Annotated in this window: 16 protein-coding genes; 14 read left to right on the top strand and 2 right to left on the bottom strand. The window is 41.5% G+C overall.

What is annotated here, in order from left to right; all coding sequences use genetic code 11:
- The 3 genes from IJI01_RS14905 to IJI01_RS11440 all read left to right on the top strand — a co-directional run.
- Positions 1–85: HU family DNA-binding protein (locus IJI01_RS14905; protein WP_292190344.1), on the top strand; the 85-nt coding region annotated here is incomplete at its 5' end.
- Positions 86–263: 178 nt separating this feature from the next.
- Entirely contained in the window at positions 264–1,925 is a 1,662-nt protein-coding gene (locus IJI01_RS11445) for an EAL domain-containing protein (protein WP_292190339.1), read from the top strand.
- Positions 1,926–2,069: 144 nt separating this feature from the next.
- Complete coding sequence (locus IJI01_RS11440) at positions 2,070–2,315, top strand: HPr family phosphocarrier protein (protein WP_292190336.1); 246 nt, start codon at positions 2,070–2,072, stop codon at positions 2,313–2,315.
- A 68-nt stretch (positions 2,316–2,383) separates the two neighbouring features.
- Here IJI01_RS11440 and IJI01_RS11435 read toward each other — a convergent pair whose 3' ends face one another.
- Entirely contained in the window at positions 2,384–3,271 is an 888-nt protein-coding gene (locus tag IJI01_RS11435; RefSeq protein ID WP_292190333.1) for a DegV family protein, read from the bottom strand.
- A 578-nt stretch (positions 3,272–3,849) separates the two neighbouring features.
- Between IJI01_RS11435 and IJI01_RS11430 the strand changes: the two genes are divergently transcribed.
- From IJI01_RS11430 to IJI01_RS11385, 10 genes are all read left to right on the top strand, one after another.
- A complete protein-coding gene (locus IJI01_RS11430) occupies positions 3,850–4,488 on the top strand; it encodes a manganese efflux pump MntP (RefSeq protein WP_292190330.1) in 639 nt (212 codons plus the stop codon).
- A 146-nt stretch (positions 4,489–4,634) separates the two neighbouring features.
- Positions 4,635–7,994, top strand: coding sequence for a DUF5107 domain-containing protein (locus tag IJI01_RS11425; RefSeq protein ID WP_292190327.1), 3,360 nt, complete (start codon positions 4,635–4,637; stop codon positions 7,992–7,994).
- Entirely contained in the window at positions 7,991–10,711 is a 2,721-nt protein-coding gene (locus IJI01_RS11420) for a glycoside hydrolase family 2 TIM barrel-domain containing protein (RefSeq protein ID WP_292190325.1), read from the top strand. Before IJI01_RS11425 ends, IJI01_RS11420 begins: the two co-directional genes overlap by 4 nt.
- Positions 10,712–10,812: 101 nt before the next feature.
- A complete protein-coding gene (locus IJI01_RS11415) occupies positions 10,813–11,055 on the top strand; it encodes a hypothetical protein (protein WP_292190322.1) in 243 nt (80 codons plus the stop codon).
- 92 nt (positions 11,056–11,147) lie between these two features.
- The gene (locus tag IJI01_RS11410; protein ID WP_292190319.1) at positions 11,148–12,044 is read left to right on the top strand and encodes a LysR family transcriptional regulator; all 897 of its coding nucleotides are present in this window, start codon (positions 11,148–11,150) and stop codon (positions 12,042–12,044) included.
- Between the two features lie 492 nt (positions 12,045–12,536).
- Positions 12,537–13,583 (top strand): phenylalanine--tRNA ligase subunit alpha, encoded by a 1,047-nt coding sequence (pheS, locus tag IJI01_RS11405; protein WP_292190316.1) that lies wholly within the window; start codon positions 12,537–12,539, stop codon positions 13,581–13,583.
- A 35-nt stretch (positions 13,584–13,618) separates the two neighbouring features.
- Entirely contained in the window at positions 13,619–16,039 is a 2,421-nt protein-coding gene (gene pheT / locus IJI01_RS11400) for a phenylalanine--tRNA ligase subunit beta (protein WP_292190313.1), read from the top strand.
- A 128-nt stretch (positions 16,040–16,167) separates the two neighbouring features.
- Entirely contained in the window at positions 16,168–17,667 is a 1,500-nt protein-coding gene (locus tag IJI01_RS11395) for an aminopeptidase (RefSeq protein WP_292190311.1), read from the top strand.
- Between the two features lie 170 nt (positions 17,668–17,837).
- Positions 17,838–20,714 carry a glycosyl hydrolase 115 family protein gene (locus IJI01_RS11390; protein ID WP_292190308.1) on the top strand — a complete coding sequence of 959 codons (2,877 nt, stop codon included), beginning with the start codon at positions 17,838–17,840 and terminating at the stop codon, positions 20,712–20,714.
- A 122-nt stretch (positions 20,715–20,836) separates the two neighbouring features.
- Positions 20,837–21,775, top strand: a complete 939-nt coding sequence (locus tag IJI01_RS11385; protein ID WP_292190305.1) for a hypothetical protein — start codon at positions 20,837–20,839, stop codon at positions 21,773–21,775.
- A 76-nt stretch (positions 21,776–21,851) separates the two neighbouring features.
- On the opposite strand, the gene IJI01_RS11380 is transcribed toward IJI01_RS11385, so the two are convergent.
- On the bottom strand, positions 21,852–23,921 hold the full coding sequence (locus IJI01_RS11380; RefSeq protein WP_292190303.1) for an endo-1,4-beta-xylanase: 2,070 nt from the start codon (positions 23,919–23,921) through the stop codon (positions 21,852–21,854).
- Between the two features lie 209 nt (positions 23,922–24,130).
- On the opposite strand from IJI01_RS11380, the gene IJI01_RS11375 reads away from it, so the two are divergent.
- Positions 24,131–25,132, top strand: coding sequence for a pectinesterase family protein (locus IJI01_RS11375; protein ID WP_292190300.1), 1,002 nt, complete (start codon positions 24,131–24,133; stop codon positions 25,130–25,132).
- Positions 25,133–25,317 lie beyond the last annotated feature (185 nt).

Here is a 25,317-nt window from a genome sequence, read left to right as displayed (position 1 = left end):
TGGCGCTGCTATCAAGATTCCTGCATCTGTAGCACCTAAGTTCAAGGCTGGTAAGGCTCTTAAGGATCTTGTAAACAAGAAATAATTTATTTTACTAATGATAATGAGAGAGCTGCGTCATATGACGCAGCTTTTTTCATGTTCAAAATAATAAGATTATATTGTGTAAAATATTTCCAATATCGTTGAAATATGGCGGATATTTTCGTACAATAATAATATATGACACTGTTGACAACTTTTTATTCCAGCGAGGATGCCTCATGACATTTGAAAGAAGCTTCATGAATTTTGTTCAGATATTGTCTGAAGAAGAGATTACACCCGAAATAGCTCCCAGTGCGCTTGCAGATGTTTCCAAGGAGTACGCACTGCGCTCCATTGTGGCGATAATTTCAAGCATAAAAGAATCTGACCAAGCAAGTGAGCCGGATGTCATTGTGCCTTTGTTTGGCCCGGTTCCTGAGAATGAGGCACCGTCATATTTATTTAAGCATACTCTGGCTGGTCGTAAGACTGTCACTTTGCATATCTATACTCATGATAACAGAACCTGGAACGAAGAAGAGTATCAGGGCTTTGCTATTATCGTGGATATTCTTACTATGCATACAGAGAGATTTCTTTTGGGCAAGGTTGTTAAGGACAGCGCACTTACCCAATATCTCACTGGTCTTCCTAATTCAGGCGGTTTCATCGCATATGCTACCAAGCTTTGTGAGAGCAAGGAAATAATGAAGTATGATTCCTTCTTCTTTAACCTAAAGAGCTATGGCCTTATCAGTAGACGCTATGGTCTTGCTGAGGGTGATGAGATTATGAAACGATACTCACAAAAGCTCCGTGAGTTCTGCGAGCAGGATGAGATGGTCGCTCATTTCGGAGGAGACAATTATACGGCTCTAATCAAAAAGGAGAGAACTCAGAAGTTTCTTGATTATATAGCTTCTATTCCGGTATATGGAATGAAAAATGGCAAACAGGAAGAAGTAAAAGTGTCTGCAGTTACAGGCGTTTATGCTGTGGATGAATCACTAAAGGAACCTGGACAGCTTATTTCCAGAGCTGCAATGGCTCTAAACTATGCTAAAAATGTTGCTAATAAGCCTTATGTATTTGTCAATAAGGCTATGAGTACTAGAATATACAGACAGAAGCAGATTGAAGACAGATATGAAGAAGCTCTTGCTAACGATGAATTCAGAATTTATCTGCAGCCCAAGGTAGATATTTTTACAGGCGAGATTATTGGTGCAGAGTCACTTGCCAGATGGTTCTGCAATGGCGTTGTACTATACCCTACAGAATTTGTTCCGATTCTGGAGCAGGAGGGAATGGTTGCCACCCTTGATCTCTACGTACTCAAGAAGACCTGCGAGTTTATAGTTGGCTGGATGAAGGCTGGAATAGAGCCTGTGCCTGTATCTGTTAACTTCTCCAGAAGAGATCTTAATTACAAGCATTTGGCAAAAGAGGTAGTTGAGATAATTGATGGTTACGGTATAAAGAGAAACCTGATTCAGATAGAGGTTACAGAGACTGCCAATGAGGATGAGCGTATCCTTATGACAAACTTCCTCAAGAATCTCAAGGAAAAAGGAATTGATACTGCTATTGATGATTTTGGAACCGGTTACTCTTCACTGTCAAACCTCAGAGACTTCCCGGTTAACATGATCAAAATAGACAGATCCTTTATAAATAATGAGAATGTAAGTGACAATGATGAAATCGTTCTCAGAAATATCATTCACATGGCAGAAGATCTTGGAGTAAAAGTTCTCACTGAGGGAGTAGAAAGACAGGAACAGGTAGATCTTTTAAAGAGCGTTGGATGCCATTATGTACAAGGATTCTTGTACGACAATCCGATGCCCGAGAACGATTTTCAGAAACGCTTAATCAAACGCAATTATTCGAAATAGCCCATTGTAAGCGGTTTCACGGAAACTATTTTATATTTTTTTAATAATTTTTTTATACTTTCCATGTTAACAATTTGGACACATAGTGTTAATATTATCTTTGTCGCCGGTTATAACCTGCGGTTTTCGAGAGAGGGAAAGTATATGAGAAAAGAAGTTAAGGTGTCGTTGGGATGCAAATCCCAGATCATCCAGTTCATTAACATGAACTCTAAGTCTTCTTGCGAGATCGACGTTCAGGATGGTCACAGTTTTATCGATGGAAAGTCAATTGTTGGCCTTCTGTCACTGAATTTATTCAAACCACTTGATGTTACAGTAATAGGAGAGGATAGTAAAATCACAGATCTTATTCAGAATTACGGTACACATCAGCTGCTTATAAGCTGATCCGAAGTTTATGGCATAACAAAAGAGGTTCGCAGGTGCGAACCTCTTTTTTGTCTACAAGATAATTATCAATCTATTCTCTGGCTACCCCAGAAGAAGAGTGCTACAGTTCCTGGGCCTGTATGGCTTCCGATAGTTGTTCCGATGCTGTAGATCTTAACCTTACCCTTCATCTTAGGGAATTTCTCTTCGATAAGATCTGCAACAGCTCTTGCATCATCGTAGCAATCTGAATTGGAAATATAGCAATCTCCGTCGTAATCAATACCACCCTCAGCAAGCTGAACCATCTTTTCAACCTGAGCCTTAATAACAGCACTCTTACCACGAACCTTGGATCTAACAATAAGTCTTCCCTGATAATCTACATTCATAAGAGGGCAGATGTTGAGGACATTACCGATTGTGCCTGCAACCTTAGAAACACGTCCGCCTCTTATCAGGTACTTGAGATCTGATACAAAGAACCAATGCTGGCACTCGAGTCTGTGCTCTATTGCCCACTGATACAGATCATCAATGCTCATTCCATCATCTCGAAGATCTGCAAGCTTGTTCATAAGAAGTCCATAACCAGCAGAAGCTGCAAGAGAGTCTATAACATAAAGTTTTCTGTCTGGATATTTTTCTTTAAGCTGGTCTCTTGCGATAGTAGCTGAATTAAGGGTTCCAGAAATTCCAGAACTGAGTGTTGCGTGAAGCACATCCTTACCATCCTTGAGGAAGGACTCAAAATACTCAACATACTCACCAACACTAACCTGTGAAGTCTTGGTCATAGCGCCCTTAGCCATGCTATCATAGAAGTCCTTAAATGAAATTGACTTACCAAGATCATCAGGATAATCATTGCCATCAAGTTCAAAATGAAAGCAAATATAATTAATATCACGTGCGTTAAGATGCTGCTCATCAAGATCTGCAGTAGAGCAGCAGCTAAGAATATAATTACTCATGATTCTCCTCTTTTCTAAAACATTCCACATAAAAATTACCCATTAAATAATACAGTATATAGCGCCTGTGGGCAAATATTTATTTTGTGTCTGAATTGTATATAGGTAAAATAAGGAATTGGTTGAAATGTCTGAAAATATAAACAATTCGCGCAAGGTGATTGACAAAAGAATTGGTGGATGGTATATTATATATACAATCACATTGTAGATAAAACCTACGCAGTCCAAGTGGCATAAGCTTCACGGAAGACGAGCAACGGTTATCGGAGCGGCTGACATTTACAGCGAGGGTGGCGATGCTTCATCGGAGCCAGGGAATGTCAAAGAGTCGCTGTAGGATGTGATTTATATAAATAAGGGTAGCTTACAAAGCTACAGAAAGACGAGGATCAGTCCCTTGGAAAAATACTTATAAGAATGGGTGTTCATTGATACAATGGATGCCCATTTTTATTGCTTATTTTTAATTTATATTCTTTTAGAAGTATTTGTGATAATATGGTTCTAGGCTCGAGTCGTTTTCAGATATTATATTTGGAAACAGCTTTTATTATGTTTTTAGGAGATTTTGAGTAATGACTTTCATACTAATATTTAACAGCGTTATGCTTGGCTTTGGCCTTGCAATGGACGCCTTTTCTGTGTCACTTGCTAATGGTTTTGCTGATCACAACATGAACAGAACCAGAAAGATACAGATTGCTGGGTGTTATGCTGTTTTTCAGTTTGCGATGCCTGTAATTGGATGGTTTCTGGTTCACAATGCAGCATCCTTTTTTACCGGATTTCAGAAGTTTATCCCTTGGATAGCACTTATTCTTCTGGCTTTTATCGGTGGCAAGATGCTGATTGAGGGTATTCTCGACAGAAGAGCTGAGCTTAAGTGTAAAGGTGGTCATGAGTGCCACGAATGTGACATTAAGGACTGCAGGAAATATGGTATCGATCCTGACGCAGGAGTAATATCCAACAAGCTTCTTTTCATGCAGGGAATTGCTACTTCAATCGATGCTTTGTCAGTTGGATTTACCATTTCTCAGTACAGAACACTTCAGGTTCTTCTGAGTGCTTTCATAATCGGCGGTGTTACGTATGTTGTTTGTTATATAGGTCTTAAGCTTGGAATTGTTTTTGGGACCAAGCTGGCCAGTAGAGCCAAGATAATTGGTGGTCTGATACTTATAGGAATTGGAATAGAGATTTTCTTTAGCTGAGGCTTTAGAAAGTCTCTTTTTTTATGAAAAAAGGTCAGAATTGCTAGGAAAGATGCGGATTTATTGTTGATAGAAAATGACAGTTTTTTTATGATTGATATAACGGAAATAATCCATGAATAGAGATAGAAATTGGGGGCAAAAAAGTGGAAAGAGCACGAATCTGGGAAGAACTGGTTACGATACCTACTTATGAAGTTGGTAAACCCGATAAGAATCCGATGTTTCTGGAAAAGAGAGTATATCAGGGAAGTACTGGCAAAATATATCCTTATCCTAATATAACTGAGATCAGCAGGAAGAAGACTGATCATGACTGGAAGGCAGTTTATCTTGAGAATGAATATATAAAAGTTATGATTCTGCCTGAGCTTGGAGGCAGGATTCAGAGAGCCTACGACAAGACTAATGATTATGATTTTGTTTATTACAACAAGGTTATTAAGCCTGCTTTGGTAGGACTTACTGGCCCATGGATATCTGGAGGCATTGAATTTAACTGGCCTCAGCACCATAGACCAACCACCTATTCACCGGTGGACTATAAGTTATCAGAGAATGAAGACGGCTCAGTAACTCTTTTAACTGGGGATGTTGACCAGATGTATGGCACCAAGGAGGTAACGAAGTTTACGCTTTATCCGGGGAAGGCTTACATCGAGATCACAGGTCAGCTCTACAACAGAACGCCTCTTCCACAGACTTTTTTGTGGTGGGCTAACCCTGCTGTGTCAGTTAATGAATATACTCAGTCAATCTTTCCACCTGATGTACACAGTGTTTATGACCATGGTAAAAGAGCTGTTTCAAGATTTCCAATTGCCACAGGGGAGTACTATAAGCACGATTACAGCGAAGGTGTAGATATTTCAAGGTATAAGAATATTCCTGTTCCAACTTCCTACATGGCTGAAAAGTCTGATTATGACTTTGTTGGCGGCTATGACTATCAGAAGAAGGCGGGGCTTTTGCATGTTGCTGATCACCATGTATCACCAGGTAAGAAGCAGTGGACCTGGGGATGTGGCGATTTTGGAAGGGCGTGGGACCGAAATCTTACAGACAAAGATGGACCATACATTGAGCTAATGACAGGTATGTACTGTGATAATCAGCCTGATTTTACATGGCTTAAGCCCTATGAAGAAAAGGTGTTCAAGCAGTATTTTATGCCTTATAAGGCTGTTGGTCAGGTCAAAAATGCCAGTATAGATGCGGCTGTAAATATGGAAGTAGTAGATGGAGGTCTCCATTTAGTTATTTATGCAACAGCATTGTATGAGAACGTGTCTGTTGTTATCGAGAACGATGGCGATAGCGTAGTCATGACTTCGATAAAAAAGCTTTCGCCAGTAGATGTATATGATAGGTTGTTTGAGCTTAATTTAAGCGAATATGACTACTACAAAATGAAAGTTACTGTCAGTGCAAGTGGAAAAGAACTGATTTCTTATCAGCCAAAAGACCAGGGAATTCCAGAGCTTGCAGAGCCAGCCAAGGCTGCAAGGGATCCTGAAGAGATTCAGACTAATGAAGAGCTTCTTTTAACCGGTCAGCATATAGAGCAATACAGGCATGCGACCTTCCTTCCAGATCCTTATTATCTTGAAGGGCTTAAAAGAGATGAGGGTGACATCAGAATAAATAACGCATACGGAATGCTGCTATTTAGACGAGGCCAGTTTGAAGCTTCTGAAGGGTATTTCAGGAAAGCTCTTGAGAGGCTTACAAGGATGAATCCTAATCCTTACGACAGTGAGACTTACTATAATCTTGGCCTTTCACTCTTTTACCAGGATAAGATGGATGAAGCCTATGATGCCTTTTACAAAGCTACCTGGACAAGTGCGCAGCAGGAGATGTCTTTTTATTACCTGGCTGTTATTGTAGCGAGAAGAGGTGACTATGAAGAGGCTCTTATGCTTGTAGATAAGGGACTTGTTAAGAATGCTCATAATGTTAAGGCTAGAGGGCTTAAGGCACTTATTCTTTATGGAATTGAGAGCAAGTACAACAGGATTTATTTAGATCGTAAATGTGATAGTAAGATACTAGATTTGATCCAAGAAAACTTATCAATTGATCCTTTTGATTTTGTATCTCTTTATGTTAATGCAATTATCAAATGTAAGGCCGGATATGATGAACTAAAGGCTATAGCAAGAAACTTCCATGAAACCTACCTTAATCTGGGAAGAGATCTTGCTGAAGCTGGATTCTATAAAGAGGCTATAGAGGCACTTTCCCTTTATGAGGGAGAGCACCCGATGATCAGTTACTACCTTGGAGCATACAAGGCAATCCTCGGAGATGAGGATGGAGCTAAAAGAGAATGTGAAAGGGCAGAGGCAATCAGCCCTTATCTGTGCTTCCCAAACAAGCTGGAGGATATAGCAGTTCTAAAAAAAGCTATTGAACTAAATGAGTGTTGCGCAAGAGCATGCTATTATCTGGGATGCCTTTACTATGACAAGCTTCAGTATGATGAGGCTATAGATCTTTGGAAGAAGGCACTTGAGCTTGATGCTTCCTTCCCGACTGTGAGTAGGAACCTTGCTATAGCTTATTACAATAAGCGTGGCGATGATAATGAATACAGGACTAAAGCTCTTGAACTCATGGAGAAAGCCTTTGAACTTGATAAGAGTGATGCAAGGGTATTCCTTGAACTTGACCAGCTGTATCAGAGAATGCAGGTGAGCCCTGATAAGAGGCGAGAGGCTTTTGAAGAAAATATTTCTCTCATAGAAAAGAGAGATGACCTGTATACAGAGTATGTGACTCTTTTAAACAATATGGGCGAGTATCAGAAGGCTTATGAGCTTATTTGCAGTCATGATTTCCAGACCTGGGAAGGTGCTGAGGGTAAGATAACAACTCAGTTTAAGGTATCCCTTCTTCAGCAGGCTATTTCTGATATTGGCGAAGGTGAGTTCTCTAGAGCCAAAGACAAGCTCCAGGAAGCTCTTAGCTATCCAGAAAATCTTGGTGAAGGAAGACTAGAAGGCACTAAGGATAACCATATTTACTACAATCTTGGACTTTGCTACGAAGCTCTTGGAGATAAAGTGAATGCACAGGATTCTTTTGAGAAAGCTACCCTTGGAGCTCAGGAGGTTGCGGGAGTTATGTACTACTACGACCAGCCTGCAGATATGATCCTGTATCAGGGCCTTGCTCTTATGAAGCTTGGCAGAACCAAGGAAGCAAATGCAAGATTCTATAAACTCATTGATTACGGCGAGCAGCATTTAAGGGATGAGTTTAAGATGGACTACTTTGCAGTTTCTATGCCTGATATGTCCGTGTTCGATACTGATATGACTCAGAAAAATGAGATTCATTGCTACTACCTTATGGGACTTGGCAATCTCGGACTTGGCGATAAGACTAAGGCGGAAAAGTGGTTTGATAAGGCGCTAGAACTTGATGTTAACCACCAGAATGCCCGTATTTATAAGGATATGTGCCTTTCTAAAACTTATGATATCTGGAGAACAAGATGAAGATAGATCTAAGCGGTAAGTGGAGAATAACGCTTCCTGATGGAAGAGCTAAAGAGGATGGTCTTTTCCCTGGGACTCTTGATGAAAACAAAATAGGAGATCCTGATAAGGTAGCCAAGGCCTGGCATCCGGATGTAGAAGAGCGCAACGAAAAGCTTGGCAATACACAAGAAGAAGATCAGAGAATTGCAACAAGGCTTACCAGAAATTATACCTATGAGGGTAGTGTAACATTCACAAGAATATTTGACGGCGAAGTTAAGGAAGATAAGAGATATTTTCTTTTTGCAGAAAGAGCCAGAGCAATGACTTTAAGGATTGATGGCAAGGATGTGCCTGTTAGTATTGATTGTCATGGAATCCAATCCTATGTAGGAGGGCTTTCTACTCCTTATGTATTTGAAGTTACAGGACTTTTGCATAGTGGCAGCACAATAGAGATTACGACAGATAATACTTACCCTGGACTTCCATATAAAGACATTACCTTTTCATCTGCAGCAACTGACGAGACTCAGACCAACTGGAACGGAGTAGTAGGTCAGCTCTATATAGAGGAAAAAGACAAAGCGTTTATAGAGAGAATCAGAATAAATCCTGAAGCAGAAGACGTGGATTCACTAATAGCAGAGTCCGCTATAAACTACGGCGACATAGCTGACAAGAACAGAGTGAAGCTGGAAATTGATTATATTGAAGGCTTTGAAGATAAGTGGGATGAAGGAGAAGGAAGGCTCCATAAGCTTACTGCAAGACTCTATCTTGATGATGAGTTTGTAGATGAAAAAGAAGTAACCTTTGGCCTAAGGAAATTTGGGTACGATAAGGACGGACGACTTACTCTTAATGGCAGGCGTATTTTCCTAAGAAGCGAAGCTAACTGCGGTCTTTTCCCTGAAACAGGGTATCCACCTATGGATAAAGACGGCTGGCTGGAAATAATGAAGACTTATGCTTCCTATGGAGTTAACTGCGTGCGCTTCCATTCCTGGTGCCCGCCGGCGGCAGCTTTTATTGCGGCAGATGAGCTTGGAATGCTGATTCAGCCTGAGCTTCCAAACTGGAATCCAAGAGATGCTTTTTCTTCTGAAGAGAGCAGGCTCTTTTACGAGAATGAAATTAAGCAGATAGTTAAAACCTACGCAAATCACCCATCCTTTGTAATGCTAACTCTTGGAAATGAGCTTCATACGGACGATGCGGGAGTAGAATTCATGCATCATCTGATGAACGTAGCTAGGAATATTGACAATACAAGGCTATATGCCTGGGGCTCCAACAATTTCTATGGGGAGAGAGGAACTGACAAAGAGAGCGATTTCTATACCTCATCGAACTGCGGAGAAGATGTCCTAAGGCTGGCTGTTGCTGGCAATCAGGGCAGGATCAACACAGAGCAGCCAAATACTAAGAGAAACTTTGATGAGCCTATGAAGAGACTCAGAGAAAGCTATCAGAAGCCTTTTTTTAGCTTTGAAGTTGGTCAGTATGAAGTTTTACCCGATATGAATGAGTTGGAGCAATTTAAGGGCGTTACAAGGCCAGATAACCTATACATAGTAAGGGACAGACAAAGAGCAGCCGCCCTTTCCGATGAGGAATATGAAAAAAGAGTTTCTGCGACCGGAGAGATAGCTCTTTTGACATATAGGGAAGAGGTTGAGGCAGTTCTCAGGACGCCTGAAATGTCTGGAATATCTCTTTTGGGACTTCAGGACTTTACTGGTCAGGGTACAGCTCTTGTTGGAATGCTTAATTCACACTTAACTCCCAAGGTATATCCTTTTGCAAGACCTGACAGGTTTAAAGCTTTCTTTTCTGATCAGGTAGTGCTGGCTCTTTTTGATAAATACACCTATGAAGCCGGGGAAGTGCTAAGAGCCGAGATTAAGGTTGCAAACTACGGCAAAAATGAGCTGCCAGGTTCCTTTAGTTATAAGCTTTTTGAAGTTGATAGGACAGGAGCAGCTACTCAAAAGGTCTTTGTCAGCGGACAAAAGAAAAATGACTTTAGCAGTCCTGTTGGAGAACTGACAAGTCTTGGTTTTATCGAGATTTCTTTTGCTGATGTTGATAGAGCAAAGCGCTTTGACCTTGTTGTCAGTTTGAGTGATACAGATGAAGATTCTCTGAAGACTATGTATCCTATCTGGGTTTATCCAGATGTGCAGCCGGTGTGTCCGGAGGGCATATATGAAGCAAGAGAACTGGATGATAAGGCTCTTTCTATTCTAAGAGAAGGTGGAAAGGTTTATTATTCCCCGGATTCTACCAGAAAGGCTATTCCTAATTCGATTCAGGCCCAGTTTTCTACAGATTTCTGGTCAGTTGGAACCTTCCCGGATCAGGAGGGGGCTATGGGACAGCTTATTGATGCCAAGCATCCGGTGTTTAAAAACTTCCCGACTGAGGAATACACTAACTGGCAGTGGTTTAATATGGCATCCCAGAGAGCTTTTGTCCTTCCCTGGTATATGAAGACTATTATTACAGAGATGGACTGCTATGTTTCCCTGCGTTCCATGGCACAGCTACTGGAAGCTAAGGTTGGCAAAGGAAAAATAATGATGTCGTCCATGGGACTTCATAACCTTATGCAGTATCCAGAGGCTCAAACACTACTTGATGGTATTTATAAATATATGATTTCTGAGGACTTTGAACCAGAGACGGAGCTTACTGAATGCGAACTTGAGAGTATTTTTTCAACTTTTTGACGATTTTCTGAAAAAAGTTTAGCCATAATTAAGATTTGTTCGTATAAAAAGATAGTAAAATAATTATGTGGATTCATCTGATTAGTACGGAGGTTAACATTATGGATAACGAAAAGATGGTTATGCTTACTGATGACGACATGGAAATGGTCACAGGTGGAAAAAATATTAGTAAGAAGGCTAGCAGCCTTGTTATGAAAGACAGTTCCAAGAAAAAGGCAGCTAATACGCTTCAGACTGGCGCCAAAAAGCAAGCTGGCGATCTTGTGGATAGAGAAGAAAAGACATCTATTGATGGCAAGCTTATCCTTGGCGATTTCCCTGGACCAGGAACTATGTGCTGATATTTTTTAGAAATAATAAAATAAGTGTGTGAATAATTAGCTGTAGTATGCTATTATGTACTAGAAATTTATCGCTTTAGAGAGGTAAAGATATGACCATATTACAGCTAAAATACATTATAGCTATTGATGAAGAATGCTCCATGAGAAGAGCTGCTGACAGACTTTATGTATCTCAGCCTGGACTTTCAAGTGCAGTAAGAGATCTTGAGAATGAACTTGGGATTCAGATATTTGAAAGAGTTCATAACGGTGTTGTCACAACTCCCGCAGGAGCTTCTTTTATTGCATACGCAAGAAGCGCTGTTGAGCAGTTTGAGAAGGTTGAGGAGAAATATCTCAATGCTAGTGGACACAAGCCTACGTTTTCTGTATCCATGCAGCATTACACAATTGCGGTTAATGCATTTATAGAGACAGTTAAAGAGTTTGATCTTGAAGAGTACCAGTACTACATAAGAGAAACTCAGACAAGCGAAGTAATAGAGGATGTTAAGACTCTTAAGAGTGAGGTTGGCGTTATTGCTCTTAGTGATTTTAACAAGAATACCTTCAAGAAGATATTTGCCGATGCTTCTTTGGAATTCCATGAACTCTTTACCAGAAATACATATCTTTATCTTAGCTCACATCATCCTCTTGCAGACAAGGAAGTAATATCTCTTGATGAGCTGGAGGATTACCCTTGTATGGTATTTGATCAGGGCGACAACACCTCTTTTTACTATAGAGAGGAAGCACTTGCTACCTACGATTACAAGAAAATAATCAGCACCAACGAAAGAGCTACTTCCATAGAGCTCATGCTGGGACTTAACGGATATGCTGTCGGAGCAGCTATGCTGGGAGATAGTCTAAACTCAAATGAGATCAAGGCAATCAAGCTCAAAGAGGAAGAGAATCTTACATTTGGCTACATCATCAGAAAGGGCGCTCACCTTAGTGAAATGGCTCAGGCCTTTGTAGATAAGCTCAGCGAGAATGCGTAATAGAATCGAAAAAGTGTTGACTTTTATTAATATGACACATAGAATATGTAAGTAATTAAACAAAAGAAATGCGTCGATGGTGTCAGGCATTTGCCTGAAGATGTGATAGCATCCATTCCAGAGAGAGAGGTCACTGGCTGAGAGCCTCTTATGGCAATGATATATACGGAAATTTCGCACCGGAGCAGTCCAAGTGAAGGCTTATTATGACTGGTAGCTTGGAACGGAGGTCCCCGTTATGGATCAAGTGGAGCAGCTTATAGCTGCAGAAACTAAGTGCATGTTTCTTTTTACGAATATGAAACATGAACATGGGTGGTACCGCGGAAGATTATTCGTCCCATAGCATTTTAAATGATGCTATGGGACTTTCTATTATGCGCACTCGTGCGAAATGAAGATGATGCTAAAGCATCCGCACTCGGCGCAGGAATGTCGCTAGCGACATTCTGTTTTATTATTTCCATAGCAGAATCGAAGGAGGAAGGAATTTTGGAAAACAGCGCATTACGTCAGAAAATTGAAGCAATCCGTGAAGAGATCAAAGCTAATTCTGAAAAGCTTGATAGCTCCAAGCTCGTTTACGAGATGAGAAAGACCTTCATGGACAACAAGAACGGTAAGATCAGTGCTCTCATGAAGGAAATGAAGAACATTGCAGCTGAGGATCGTGCCGAGTACGGCAAGAATGTCAATGAATTAAAACAGTGGGCTCTTGAGCACTTCGAAGAACTCGACAAGAAGATGAAGGAAAAAGAGCTTCAGCTTCGTTATGAGAGCGAGAAGCAGGATGTAACAATGCCTGCTAAGATTCGTTACACAGGTAATCTTCATCCTGTAACACAGATGAGAGAGACACTTATCGACATCTTCGCAGGAATGGGATTTGAAATTTATGAAGGCACTGAGATTGAGAATGATTACTACAATTTCACCGCCCTCAATACACCTAAGGATCACCCTGCAAGAGATATGCAGGATACATTCTATCTGAGCGCTGAGTATCTTCTTAGAACTCAGACTTCATCAGGTCAGATTCATGTTATGGAGAATTCTAAGCCTCCTATCAAGATTCTTTCACCTGGTAAGGTTTTCCGTTCAGATGATGATGCTACACATTCACCTATGTTCTCACAGATGGAAGGTCTTGTAGTAGACAAGAACATCACACTCTGTGACCTTAAGGGTGCGCTTGAACTCTTTGTACAGAAGATTTACGGAGAAGGTACAACAACAAGACTTCGTCCATCATACTTCCCATTCACAGAGCCTTCTGTAGAAGTTGACTGCAGCTGCTTTGCATGCGGTGGTAAGGGATGTAACCTTTGTAAGGGTACTGGCTGGATCGAGGTTCTCGGTGCTGGTGTAGTTAACAAGAAGGTTTTAGAGAACTGCGGAATAGATTCTAACGAATATAGTGGATTTGCATTTGGTATCGGTATTGAGCGTACAGCTATGCTCAAGTACGGCATCAATAACATCAAGCACTTGTTTGAGTCAGACCTTGATGTTCTCAAGCAGATCGATCACTACGAGTAATTCAGGGTTTTCTAAAACTATAGGAGGAAAATGAAATGTTAGTACCTTTAAGTTGGCTTAAAGATTTTGTAGATATAGATATTGAACCAAAAGAATTAGAGAAAAAGCTCTTTGACTGCGGATTCGAAGTTGAAGAGTGCTGGGAAGTTGGTAAGGATGTATCTAAGGTTGTAGTTGGTGAGGTTCTCACATGTGAGGCTATTCCTGATACACATCTTCATGTTTGTACAGTTAATGCTGGTGAGCATGGAACATTCCAGGTATGCTGTGGTGCAGACAATGTTCAGGCCGGAGGCAAATATCCTCTTGCTCTTGTTGGCGCAACAGTTATCGAAACTGAGAAAGACCATGTAACAGTTATCGGTGTTGCTACTATCAAGAAGGGTAAGCTTCGAGGATATGATTCAGAGGGTATGCTTTGCTCAGGTGTTGAGCTTGGTGTAACTGAGGATATGTATCCAGGTGCTGGTTATAACGGACTTCTTGTATTCCCTGAGGATACAGAGGTTGGTATTGATGTTAAGCCTCTCCTTGGTCTTGATGAGTGGATCTTCGATGTTTCTATCACAGCTAACAGACCTGACTGTCAGAGCATCTATGGCCTTGCAAGAGAAGTAGCAGCTGCTCTTGATAAGCCATTAAAAGAGATTGATCTTAGCTACACAGAGACAGAGGTGGAGAACGAAGGCTTCAGCGTAACAGTAGAAGCTCCAGAGCTTTGCCCTAGATATATTGGACATTATGTTTACGATGTTAAGCTCGGCGAGAGTCCTCTTTGGATGAAGAGAAGACTTGCTCTTGTTGGTAACAACTCAATCAACAACATCGTAGATATCACTAACTACATTATGAGAGAGCTTGGTCAGCCAATGCATGCTTTCGACGGCAATTTCCTTGAGGGAAATAAGATCGTAGTAAGACGAGCAAAAGATGGTGAGAAGATCGTTACTCTTGATGAGAATGAGTTCGAACTTACATCAGAAAACCTTGTTATCTGTGATGGACAGAAGCCTGTAGCTCTTGCTGGTATCATGGGTGGTCTCAATTCAGAGATTCGTGATACAACAACTACAGTTACTTTCGAGGCTGCTAAGTTCATGCGTGACAACATCCGTAAGAGCTCAAGAGCACTTGGTCAGTCATCTGATTCATCAGCAGCTTTTGCTAAGGGTGTTTACGAGTACACAACAGTTATCGCTATGAAGAGAGCACTTCACCTTATCGAGCAGCTCGGTGCAGGTAAGGTTTCCAAGACTCATGTTGATGTTAATACAGGCAACAGCATTGAGAAGAAGGAAATGAAGGCTTCTATCAAGAGAGTAAACGGCGTTCTTGGTATTGAGGTTCCTGAGAATGAGATCATGAGAATCCTCACAAACCTTAATTTCGAGCCAGTTATAAATGGCGATGAGCTTACAATCAAGGTTCCTGCTTATCGTGAGGATATGGAAGATTATCCTGATATTGCAGAAGAGCTTATCCGTATGTATGGCTATGACCACGTTAAGCCTACATTCCTTGCTAACGCTAACGTAACAATGGGTGGCAGAAACCTTAGACAGAAGACTGAGCTTAAGATTAAGAGAGCTCTTTGTGCTCAGGGCGCTTACGAGGGAATGCACTATTCATTCTTCTCACCAAGTGACCTGGATCTTCTGAGATTCCCTGAGGATGCAACTGAGAGAAATGCTATCAGAATCCTCAACCCTATCAATGAAGATCTTTCTCTTATGAGAACAACACTTGCAGCTCAGATGATCCATGCAATTGCAAGAAACCAGAAGAAGGGAACTCTTGAAGGAAGAATTTTCGAGCTTGGTAACAGATTTGTTCCTAAGTCACTTCCACTTACTGAGTATCCAGAAGAGAAGGCTACTATTTGTATCGGTATCTTCGGTGAGGATGAGGATATCTTCACATTGAAGGGACTTGCTGAGAATGTTGCTAAGGCACTTCATATCAGTTTCAAGTATGAGCCTACAACTAAGACATTCCTTCACCCATACAGAGCAGCCAAGATCACATGCGAGGGTGAAGAGGTTGGATATCTTGGACAGATCACATACGAGATTCAGGATGATACAGATATGAGAATTCCTGCTTATATCTGCGAAATCGATCTTTCTGTTCTTGAGAAGTGGTATGGCAAGACTCCTTCATTCGAGCCACTTCCCAAGTTCGCTCCAGTTAAGCGTGACCTTGCTCTTATCATGGATAAGACAGTTACATGTGGCGAAGTTGAGGATGCAATCTATGGTTCATGCAAATATGTAACAGATGTTAAGCTCTTCGATGTTTATGAAGGACTTCCAATTCCTCCAAGTAAGAAGAGTATGGCATTTACAATTACATTCACTCCTAAGGATGAGGAGCTTACATATGACGCTGTTAGCGGATATGTAGATAAGATGCTCAGAAAGCTTTCATTCACTATGGGAATAGAGATTCGTAGCTAAGTTTGATTGTATTCAAAACAAATGATATAATAGCCATTGCTAACAAAAAGTAATGGCTATTTTATTGCACCTAACTGACATTAAATATGTCAGTAGATGCTTATTATTAAGAAAGAAGGTAAGTATTTATGAACAGAAAAAATGTTTGGACTACTTATAGCGCAACACAGCTTAAGGCTGTAGACAAATTCGGTGAGGACTACAAGAACTTCCTTGATAATTCCAAGACTGAGAGAGAAGCGATTGATACTATCGTCAATGAGATTGAGGCAGCAGGCTACAGAGAACTCAATACACTTATTGGTGGTAAGACTAAGCTTAAAAAAGGCGACAAGGTTTACAGTGTATGGATGAACAAGTCCATCGTTATGTTCCAGCTTGGTTCTGAGCCACTTGAGCAGGGACTTAATATCCTCGGAGCTCACATTGATTCTCCTAGAATTGATGTTAAGCAGAACCCACTTTATGAGGATGGCGGTTTTGCTTACCTTGATACTCACTACTATGGCGGTATCAAGAAGTACCAGTTCGTTGCTATGCCTCTTGCTATCCACGGCGTATTTGTTAAAAAGGATGGCACAACAGTACAGCTTAATGTAGGTGAGGATGAGGATGATCCAGTATTCTTCATTTCAGATCTTCTGATCCACCTTGCTGCTGATCAGATGAGCAAGACAGCTGCCAAGGTTATCGAGGGTGAGGCTCTTGATCTTATCATTGGTCACAGACCATTTGTTGTTGAGTCTAAGGAAAAAGAAAAGGCTGAGAAGGCTGATCCTAAGCTTTCAGCAGGCGAGAAATATGCCCTTGCAGCTGAGAAGGCTGAAAAGGCAGAGAGCGGAAAGGTTTCAGGCGCTGTTCGCCGCGGAATCCTTGCTCTTTTAAATGACCTTTATGGCGTAGAGGAAGAGGATTTCATCTCAGCTGAGCTTGAGATTGTACCAGCTGGTAAGTCAAGAGATGCTGGCTTTGACAGATCAATGATCCTTGGCTATGGCCACGATGACAGAGTATGCGCATATCCTTCAATGAGAGCTCTTCTTGAAGCCAAGAACCTTAAGAGAACTGGTTGCTGCATCCTTGTAGACAAGGAAGAGATTGGTAGCGTTGGTGCTACTGGTATGCAGTCTAAGTTCTTTGAGAACGCTGTTGCAGAGCTTATGAATCTTACAAAGGAAGGCTACAACGATCTTGCACTTAGAAGATGTCTTGCAAATTCCTGCATGCTTTCTTCAGACGTAAGTGCCGGCTTCGATCCTACATATGCATCAGCATTTGAGAAGAAGAACGCAGCATTCCTCGGCGAAGGACTTGTATTCAACAAGTTCACAGGTTCAAGAGGTAAGTCTGGTTCTAACGATGCTAACGCAGAGTACATTGCAGAGATCAGACGTGCCTTCGAGAAGGATGGAATCATTTTCCAGACAGCTGAGCTTGGTAAGGTAGATGTAGGTGGCGGCGGAACAATCGCTTACATCCTTGCACTTTATGGAATGAATGTTATCGATTCCGGCGTAGCAGTTCTCAACATGCACGCACCATGGGAAGTAATCGATAAGGCTGACCTCTTCGAAGCAAAGAGAGGCTATGTATCATTCCTTCAGAACGTTGATTTCAGAAATGAATAATTGAACACCTGTGAAAGAGGTAGACCTGTTGGCCTACCTCTTTTTTTATGCTAATTGAGAAGTGGTGCGCATTAGGTAGGTAGAGGAAAGTTGGTGAGTAGCGTTATCCTTATGAATAGGCTGAGTATACAGCCTATTTTATTGGAAAAAACTGACATAAGGGGAATGTTATGGCTAAGTTTGTTTTATGTGATGGGAAAAGAGTAGCGGACATCATTATTGAAGAGTCTGCGTTTGCGGGAGTTAAGGAGATTGGTAAGACTGTCGCAGAAGATATATGTCTTGTAACTGACAAGACACCAAGGATTGTTAGTAGTTTGGCTGATGCTGAGACCGAGGCTACAGTTGTTGCTGCGACAGTTGGTAAGAGCGCTCTGCTGACAGAGCTTGAGGGTGCAGGACTCGTTGATTTGAGTCAGGTAGCTGGTAAAAGAGAAGTATTCATAATGAAGACTTTAGAATATCAGGGAAAGAGCGTGCTTGTAATCGCAGGTAGCGACAAGAGGGGCACAATCTATGGAATGCTCCATTTATCTGAGTTGTGCGGAGTATCACCTCTTGTATACTTTGGCGATGCTTATCCTGAGAAAAAGCAGGTTGTAGAACTTGAGATAAAAGAGAATGATAAGGGTGCCTTTGTTTCTAAAGAGCCTTCCGTTTATTACAGAGGCTTCTTTATAAATGATGAGTGGCCAGCTTTTGGTAATTGGGCTTATGAGAAGTTTGGCGGCGTTAATGCCAAGTGCTATCGCAAGGTATTTGAGCTTCTCCTTAGATTTAAGGGCAATTATATGTGGCCTGCCATGTGGAATTCCAATTTCCCAGAGGATGGACCTGGCATTGAGAATGCAAGGCTTGCTGATGAACTGGGGGTTATCATGGGAACATCGCATCATGAGCCACTGTTCAGAGCTGGTAATGAGTGGCAGCAGCAGTACAAGGAATATGGAGATGACAATTCCTGGAGTTTTCTTTCTAACGAGAAGGCTATCACTAAGTTCTGGGAAAATGGTGTTCTTAGAAATAAGGATTTTGAGAGTGTTATCACTATAGGTATGCGTGGAGAAGCAGATTCTAAGCTTCTTCCAGAAGATGCTACCATGAAGGATAATATCGAGGTTGTTAAAAAAGCTATCCTCGCTCAGGATAAGATTCTTAAGGAGCATATTTCAGAAGATTTTAAGGCTGTTCCGAGAATGCTCGCCATCTACAAAGAGGTTGAGGATTATTACTACGGAGACGAGACCTGTGAAGGACTCAAGGATTGGGCTGAGCTTGAGGATGCGATTTTTCTTTTAAGTGATGATAATCATGGAAACCTTCGCAACCTTCCTACAGAGGCTGAGAGAAATCACCCAGGCGGATATGGTATGTATTATCACTTTGACTATCACGGAGCGCCAATCAGCTATGAGTGGACTAACTGCAATCGTCTGACCAAGACCTGGGAGCAGATGACAACTGCTTATGAGGCTGGTGTTACCAAGATGTGGATTGTAAACGTCGGTGACCTCAAGGAGATGGAGTATCCTCTTAGCTTTTTCATGGAGCTTGCCTACGACTATGATACCTGGGGCTTAAATGGTCTTAATAAGGTAAAAGAGTTCGCATACAAATGGATAGATCAGCAGTTTGGAAAACGCCTTAGCGCAGAGCAGAAGGCTGATCTTTTCAAGGTACTTGAGGGTTACACAAGACTCAATGCCATGAGAACACCTGAAACGATGAACGAGAGGATTTATCATCCTGTTCATCTTGGAGAGGGAGAGAGAATACTTGCTGAGGCAAGGGACATTCTGGCTACTGCAGATAAGCTCAAAGAGGAGCTTTCAGGAGAAGCTCTTTTAACTTATGAGAGTGTTGTTTATTATGCAGCTGCAGCTTCTCTTAATCTTGTGATTGCATGGATACTGACAGGAATGAACCATGAGCTTGCAAGAAAAGGAAGCCTTTATGCTAACACTTACATAGATGAGATTGAAAAGAGAGTAGCTGAAGATAAGAGACTCGTTGATGAGTTCCATCACATCGCTGACGGCAAGTGGAATCACTGCCTTAGCTCTGCACATACAGGCTTTAGAAGCTGGGATGACAGAGAGTGGTCATATCCAGTTGTAAACAAGGTGGCTCCACTTTCTGTAGCCAAGGCTATGGTGAGCTTCAGAGGTCAGGACAGATACCATCTGGGAGCATATTGGCAGGATATGGCACCTATTATCTGCGAGGATCTGGCTGTTGCAGGTAATGATGTTGCTGGAACAGTATCTTCTCGCAAAACACTCCTTGATATAGATACAAGAGGAGAGATTGGCTTTGAATACAAGATCACGCTGGAATCTGACGCTATTACCTGTGATAAGGAAAGCGGAAGAGTTGGTTTAGAGGCTTGCAGAGATACAGTTGTATTTAGCCTGGGCAGGAACAATGGCGTATCAGAGGTTAAAGGCCGCGTAGATATTTCTTTTGACAATGGACAGAAGACCTATGTGGATCTGTTATTCAAATTGGGTGAAAGAAACAGACCATATTACTGCATCAATGCTGCAGATTTCACAGATAATCATAAGGCTAATGGTAACGGCTTTGAAGTTGTTGAGTTCCTTGGAAGAGAAGGCTCTGCGATCAAGGCATTCCCACCAATGAAGAGTTATGAATCTGGCGACAATGCAGGCAATAAAGCTGATATCCCATATGTAACTTATGAATTTGGTGTAGATGAAGCTGGAGAATATGACGTTCTCTTTTACCTGATGACCAGAAACCCTTCTGTTAAAGGCGGCAGAATGAAATTCTACGTATCAGTAGGCGACGATAAGCCACAGACTGTTTATTCAGTATCAGACCATTACTATACTGAATGGCAGGATGCTGACTGGGCGCAGGGCGTGCTTACTGCAGGCAGACAGGTTGCAGGCAGTGTTAACCTCGAGGCGGGGAATAATACTATAAAAGTTTATGCCGGAGAGCCAGGCGTGATAATTGAAAAGCTTGTAATAAAACGCAAGAACTACGAGCTTCCAACAACATATCTTGGCCCTGTTAAATAAGCCGGAATCAATATTTTCAAAAATATCAAATAATTTTTTTGCCACAGTAATAATTTGATTCGTATAAGTAAGTGTCACAAACAAAAACACAAAATCTTTAAAATATACGAGGAGAATTTATTATGAAGAAGAATTTAATGGCAAAGACAATTTCAGTATTCGCAGCAGCAGTACTCACGATGGGAGCACTTGCAGGCTGTGGTAAAGTAGCAGACGAAGTTCATGCAGCAGAGATTACTGATACAGTGATCATTGATGAGGATGTGGCTAAGGCAGATACAATTCCAACAGAGTCTTTCTTTACAAAGGGTGTATATGTTAACTACGCTGAAGGCGCTGTAACAAGAGATTACTTCTATGTATTCTACAATGAGATCGCTGGATACACAGAGGATGGCAACAATGGAATGGGAGTTCCATTCTGTTGCGAGCAGGAAGCTGGAAAAGTAGTATTTACATTTGGCGGAGAGGGTGAAGAGCCTCAGGTATTCACAGTTGAGTCTGTTGAATATGGTGTTATGAAGGGCCACTTCGATGATGGAATAACACTTTACTTCGAGCCTGTATTTGATGCAGATCATGAGAATTTTGATGCAGTAGCATTTGTTGACCAGCACGGCAGAGTAGACTATCAGCAGTACGATGATCCTAATGGATGGTCAGTAACCTATAACGCAGCTTATATCAACGTAATGCAGCAGGACGACGAGGTATTCTTTGTTTACTCAGGTGATGGCGCTGGAACAAACGTTATCGAAGCTTATTATGAGCCAGTATTTGGTGCCAAGGATGTAGTTGACGCTACAGCTAAGAGCTGGGGTGGTGAGAATACCATTCAGACAGAGAGTACATTCCCTGGAACAGATAATGTAACTGGCTACTGGGCTATACTTCCTTCAGGAGATGAGGGTTCAGGACTGTATGAGACAATTATTGCAAGGGATTACAAGAACGGATGCCTTGTTTTTGAAACAACAGGACACAACACAGATGATGATGAGCTTGATATGCAGGTAAGTGATAACCTTGCAATGATCATCGATTCCATCACATTCTGCTAATTTGATAATAGAGCAAATATAAATAAAGAGCTGTGGCATCATCTAATGCTACAGCTCTTTTTTATGATTATTGTATTTACTGTAATTTCTGAATCCAAGCCCAGGCAAGATCAGTCCAAAGACCTACATCTTCCTTGAGACTTAAGTCAATGCCCATGGCAGGCTGCTGTTTGCCGCTAAAGAACTGCTCGATAAGTTCTTCTTTACGCTTTTCAGAAACATTCACGCCTTTTCCCTCTTTTACAGAGAATGCAGCTCGCATAGTCTGTTCCATGGAATATTCGCCGCCAGACCAGCCTGAAAAGAATTCGTCATTGGCAACGGTAAGTCCGTGGAAGCCTCTTGGGAATACGTAGTGCGCAAAAGAAATCTTTTTATCTCTAAGTGCCTTGGCAAAGAGGTAGCTGTTCTCTACAGGAACTACGGCGTCTTCCTCTGTCTGCCAGATAAAGCAGGATGGAGTATTGTCTTTTACCTGCTTCTCTAAAGAAAAGTACTCAAGCTCTTCTGCAGTAGGATCATTACCAAGCAGCGCTCTGACAGAATCTGCGTGTGTGTACTCGCCTGTTGTAATAACAGGATATGAGAGAATGACACCGTCTGGTCTGTTGGAAATATCAGCATATTCAGGATTATTATCCTTAACATCATCGAAATGAACGGCAAGGCTTCCACATACGTGAGAACCAGCAGAGAATCCCATGATCACAAGCTTTTTGCCATCAACATTGTACTTTTCAGCATTCTTTCTGATGAATCTTACTGCTCTTGAAATATCTTCAAGAGGCTGCTTCTTAAGTGGAACAGACATGGTAATATCTGTGGTATAGCTGAGTACAAAGGTGTTCATTCCGCGGTTGTAGAATTCCATAGCTGCAAGCTCGCCCTCGTGAGAACAGCACATGCAATAGCCGCCGCCAGGGATAACAAGCATACAGTCGCGCTTAACGTCATCGTTATGAAGATAAGCAAAAACATTAGGTGTAAAGCCATAGGAAGCAGCGTAGTTGTATTCGCCTTCTTCCCAGATGTTTTCTTTGAAGCGCTTTATGGTTGGAGCAGGCATTCCCTGAAGCTTGTAATCTTCCTCACTGTAATCAGGCTCCCACTTATCGATGGAATCAGCTGGTACAGCGGCTTCAAGAACTGCGTAGTAGGCTTCTTTTGCTTCGCATTTACCCTTAAATACAAGCGGATAGCTGGTTTCTCTTCTAAAGCCTGAGAGCCAGCTGTTCTCATCAAGAAGGTTCCAGAAGGTCACACTTGTGATATTAGCTTTGCCAGATTTCTTGGCATCAAGGTATATCTTGAAGAATTCCTGATATCTCTGAGCCAGGGCATGCATTGATTCTTCGCCAGGATCAGCGTTGTGCATATCAAGCTCTGTGATGTGAACCTGAAGTCCTGTTGCACCGTACATCTCAAGAGCTGTGCGATAGTCTCCTAGGTCAGGATGATCCATGAGAAGATGTGACTGCATTCCCATACCGTCAACAAGACCCTTATCCATAAGAGGCTTAAGGACATTGGCGATTATGTAATCTCTTTTCCATGGAAGAGCTGTCTCATAGTCGTTGTAGAAAAGAGATACCTCTGGAGCAGCATATTTTCTGGCAAATTCGAAGGCCTTGATAAAGAAATCCTCGCCAACCGTCTCAGTCCAAATTGATTTTCTGAAGGCACCCTCGTCAACAATTTCATTCACAACATCCCAGGCGTAGATGACTCCTGGATAGTTTGTTTGCACGAAATCAAGAACCCCGTGAATATAGCTCTCAAGTCTTGCGAGGATAGTCTCTCTATCCGCCATAGGGAAGTTCTCATTATATCTTTCGCAGAAAAACCACTTAGGAGTCTGGTTGTGCCAAACGAGAGTGTGACCTCTCATGGCAATGCCATTTTCCTTGGCAAATTCAAGATAAGGAGCGGCATTTTCAAAAGTAAGAGCAGGAGAAAGATTGTATTTCTCGGGATCTTTTTTGTTAGCCTCCTTGTCCAGATAGTACATAGGCTTCATGTCATTTTCGCAGGTGAAGCTGCTAAACTGCGCTGTAAGAAGCTTCATATTAGCTGGTGTGTGCAGATTCCATCTGGAAATTGCTGCGCCTATTTTAAAATATGGTTCATAAGCTGTTTTAAGATTCATAGTGCCTCCAAGGCTTTTTTGTTTTATTATTAGTTGTAGATGTCAAAAGGAAGTTTTGACATATTTCATCATATATGATGTGAGATTATTAAAATACTCAATAGTTGCGCAGTTTCTATTGAAAATTGGCTTTTTAATATGATACCCAGTAAATAAACTGGGTAAAAAGATAGACTTTTTCGCAAGTCGGAAATATGGAGAAATAGCAGATGTTTGAAGTACATGTATCAAAAGAAAACGGAGATTACTCCGCAATTACTGAGGCAATTCAGGCCGTTCCATATGAGGAACAGGCTGTTATTCATATCGGAGAAGGAATTTATCACGAGAAGCTCTTTTGCGAAAAGAGTGATATCACCTTTATCGGAGCTGGCATAGATAAGACCATTATCGAATATAACGACGGCGCTTTTGATCTAATGGAGGATGGCTCAAAGAGAGGTACTTTCCGCTCCTACACAGCCTTTTTTGGTGGTAAAAGAGCTGTAGTAAAGAACATGACTATAGCTAATACAGTAGGAGATGGCTCAGTTCATGGACAGGCTCTTGCAGTTTATGCTGATGCAGACGTGTGCCTTTTTGAAAATGTTAAGCTGACAGGCCATCAGGATACTCTTTTCTGTGCACCACTTCCTCTTACAGAGAGGCAAAAGAATGGCTTCATGGGCCCAAGAGTACTTAATCCGAGAAAGAAGACCAGGCAGCTGTACAGAAACTGTGAGATTTACGGCGATGTGGACTTTATCTTTGGTGGAGCAGATGCTGTGTTTGAGGATTGCCTTATTGTATGTAATAACAGACAGAAAAATGAGGCTTCAAAGGATTCTAACGATGGTGACAAGGCTGACAGCAGATTTATCAACGGCTATATTACTGCCGCCTGCGGAACTAAGGACGACCTTGGCTTTGTGTTCAGAAACTGCACGATCAAGGGAGAAGAGGGCTGCGCAGAAGGCTCTGTGTTCCTTGGTCGCCCCTGGAGAGATGAAGCCAGAACAGTATTCCTTGACTGCAAGACAGATAAGTCCATTGCGCCAGAGCGCTTTTCAGGCTGGGGAGCTATCGGTAAGGATCAGCCAGATACATATTACGGCGAATATGGCAGTGTGAGTCTTGAGAGCGGCGAAGCTATAGATCTGAGTAAGAAGAACTCTTTTGTAAGGGATATTACTGAGGAAGAATACAAGAGATTGAAACAATTGAAAGTTTGACTTTCACAGGGTGTGGTTTGTGAGAAAGTTAATATAAATAGTTGTTCCAAAAGCAAATAGTTGAGAAAAGAAGAGGTTTGTAATTTCGTTAATTCTTTAAGATTTTATTAATGTTGAGAATATTTATTGTGTTTTGAAAATGCATATGCTATCCTAACCGAGCTGTGATTTATCTGTCATAGCTC

Source organism: Butyrivibrio sp., assembly GCF_017433805.1.
Lineage (GTDB): Bacteria > Bacillota > Clostridia > Lachnospirales > Lachnospiraceae > Butyrivibrio.
This window is presented reverse-complemented; position numbering and strand designations above follow the sequence as displayed.

Coding starts and splice junctions, on each gene's coding strand:
- IJI01_RS11445 (WP_292190339.1), top strand. CDS start 264: ATGACATTTGAAAGAAGCTTCATGAATTTTGTTCAGATATTGTCTGAA.
- IJI01_RS11440 (WP_292190336.1), top strand. CDS start 2,070: ATGAGAAAAGAAGTTAAGGTGTCGTTGGGATGCAAATCCCAGATCATC.
- IJI01_RS11435 (WP_292190333.1), bottom strand. CDS start 3,271: ATGAGTAATTATATTCTTAGCTGCTGCTCTACTGCAGATCTTGATGAG.
- IJI01_RS11430 (WP_292190330.1), top strand. CDS start 3,850: ATGACTTTCATACTAATATTTAACAGCGTTATGCTTGGCTTTGGCCTT.
- IJI01_RS11420 (WP_292190325.1), top strand. CDS start 7,991: ATGAAGATAGATCTAAGCGGTAAGTGGAGAATAACGCTTCCTGATGGA.
- IJI01_RS11415 (WP_292190322.1), top strand. CDS start 10,813: ATGGATAACGAAAAGATGGTTATGCTTACTGATGACGACATGGAAATG.
- IJI01_RS11410 (WP_292190319.1), top strand. CDS start 11,148: ATGACCATATTACAGCTAAAATACATTATAGCTATTGATGAAGAATGC.
- pheT (WP_292190313.1), top strand. CDS start 13,619: ATGTTAGTACCTTTAAGTTGGCTTAAAGATTTTGTAGATATAGATATT.
- IJI01_RS11395 (WP_292190311.1), top strand. CDS start 16,168: ATGAACAGAAAAAATGTTTGGACTACTTATAGCGCAACACAGCTTAAG.
- IJI01_RS11390 (WP_292190308.1), top strand. CDS start 17,838: ATGGCTAAGTTTGTTTTATGTGATGGGAAAAGAGTAGCGGACATCATT.
- IJI01_RS11385 (WP_292190305.1), top strand. CDS start 20,837: ATGAAGAAGAATTTAATGGCAAAGACAATTTCAGTATTCGCAGCAGCA.
- IJI01_RS11380 (WP_292190303.1), bottom strand. CDS start 23,921: ATGAATCTTAAAACAGCTTATGAACCATATTTTAAAATAGGCGCAGCA.
- IJI01_RS11375 (WP_292190300.1), top strand. CDS start 24,131: ATGTTTGAAGTACATGTATCAAAAGAAAACGGAGATTACTCCGCAATT.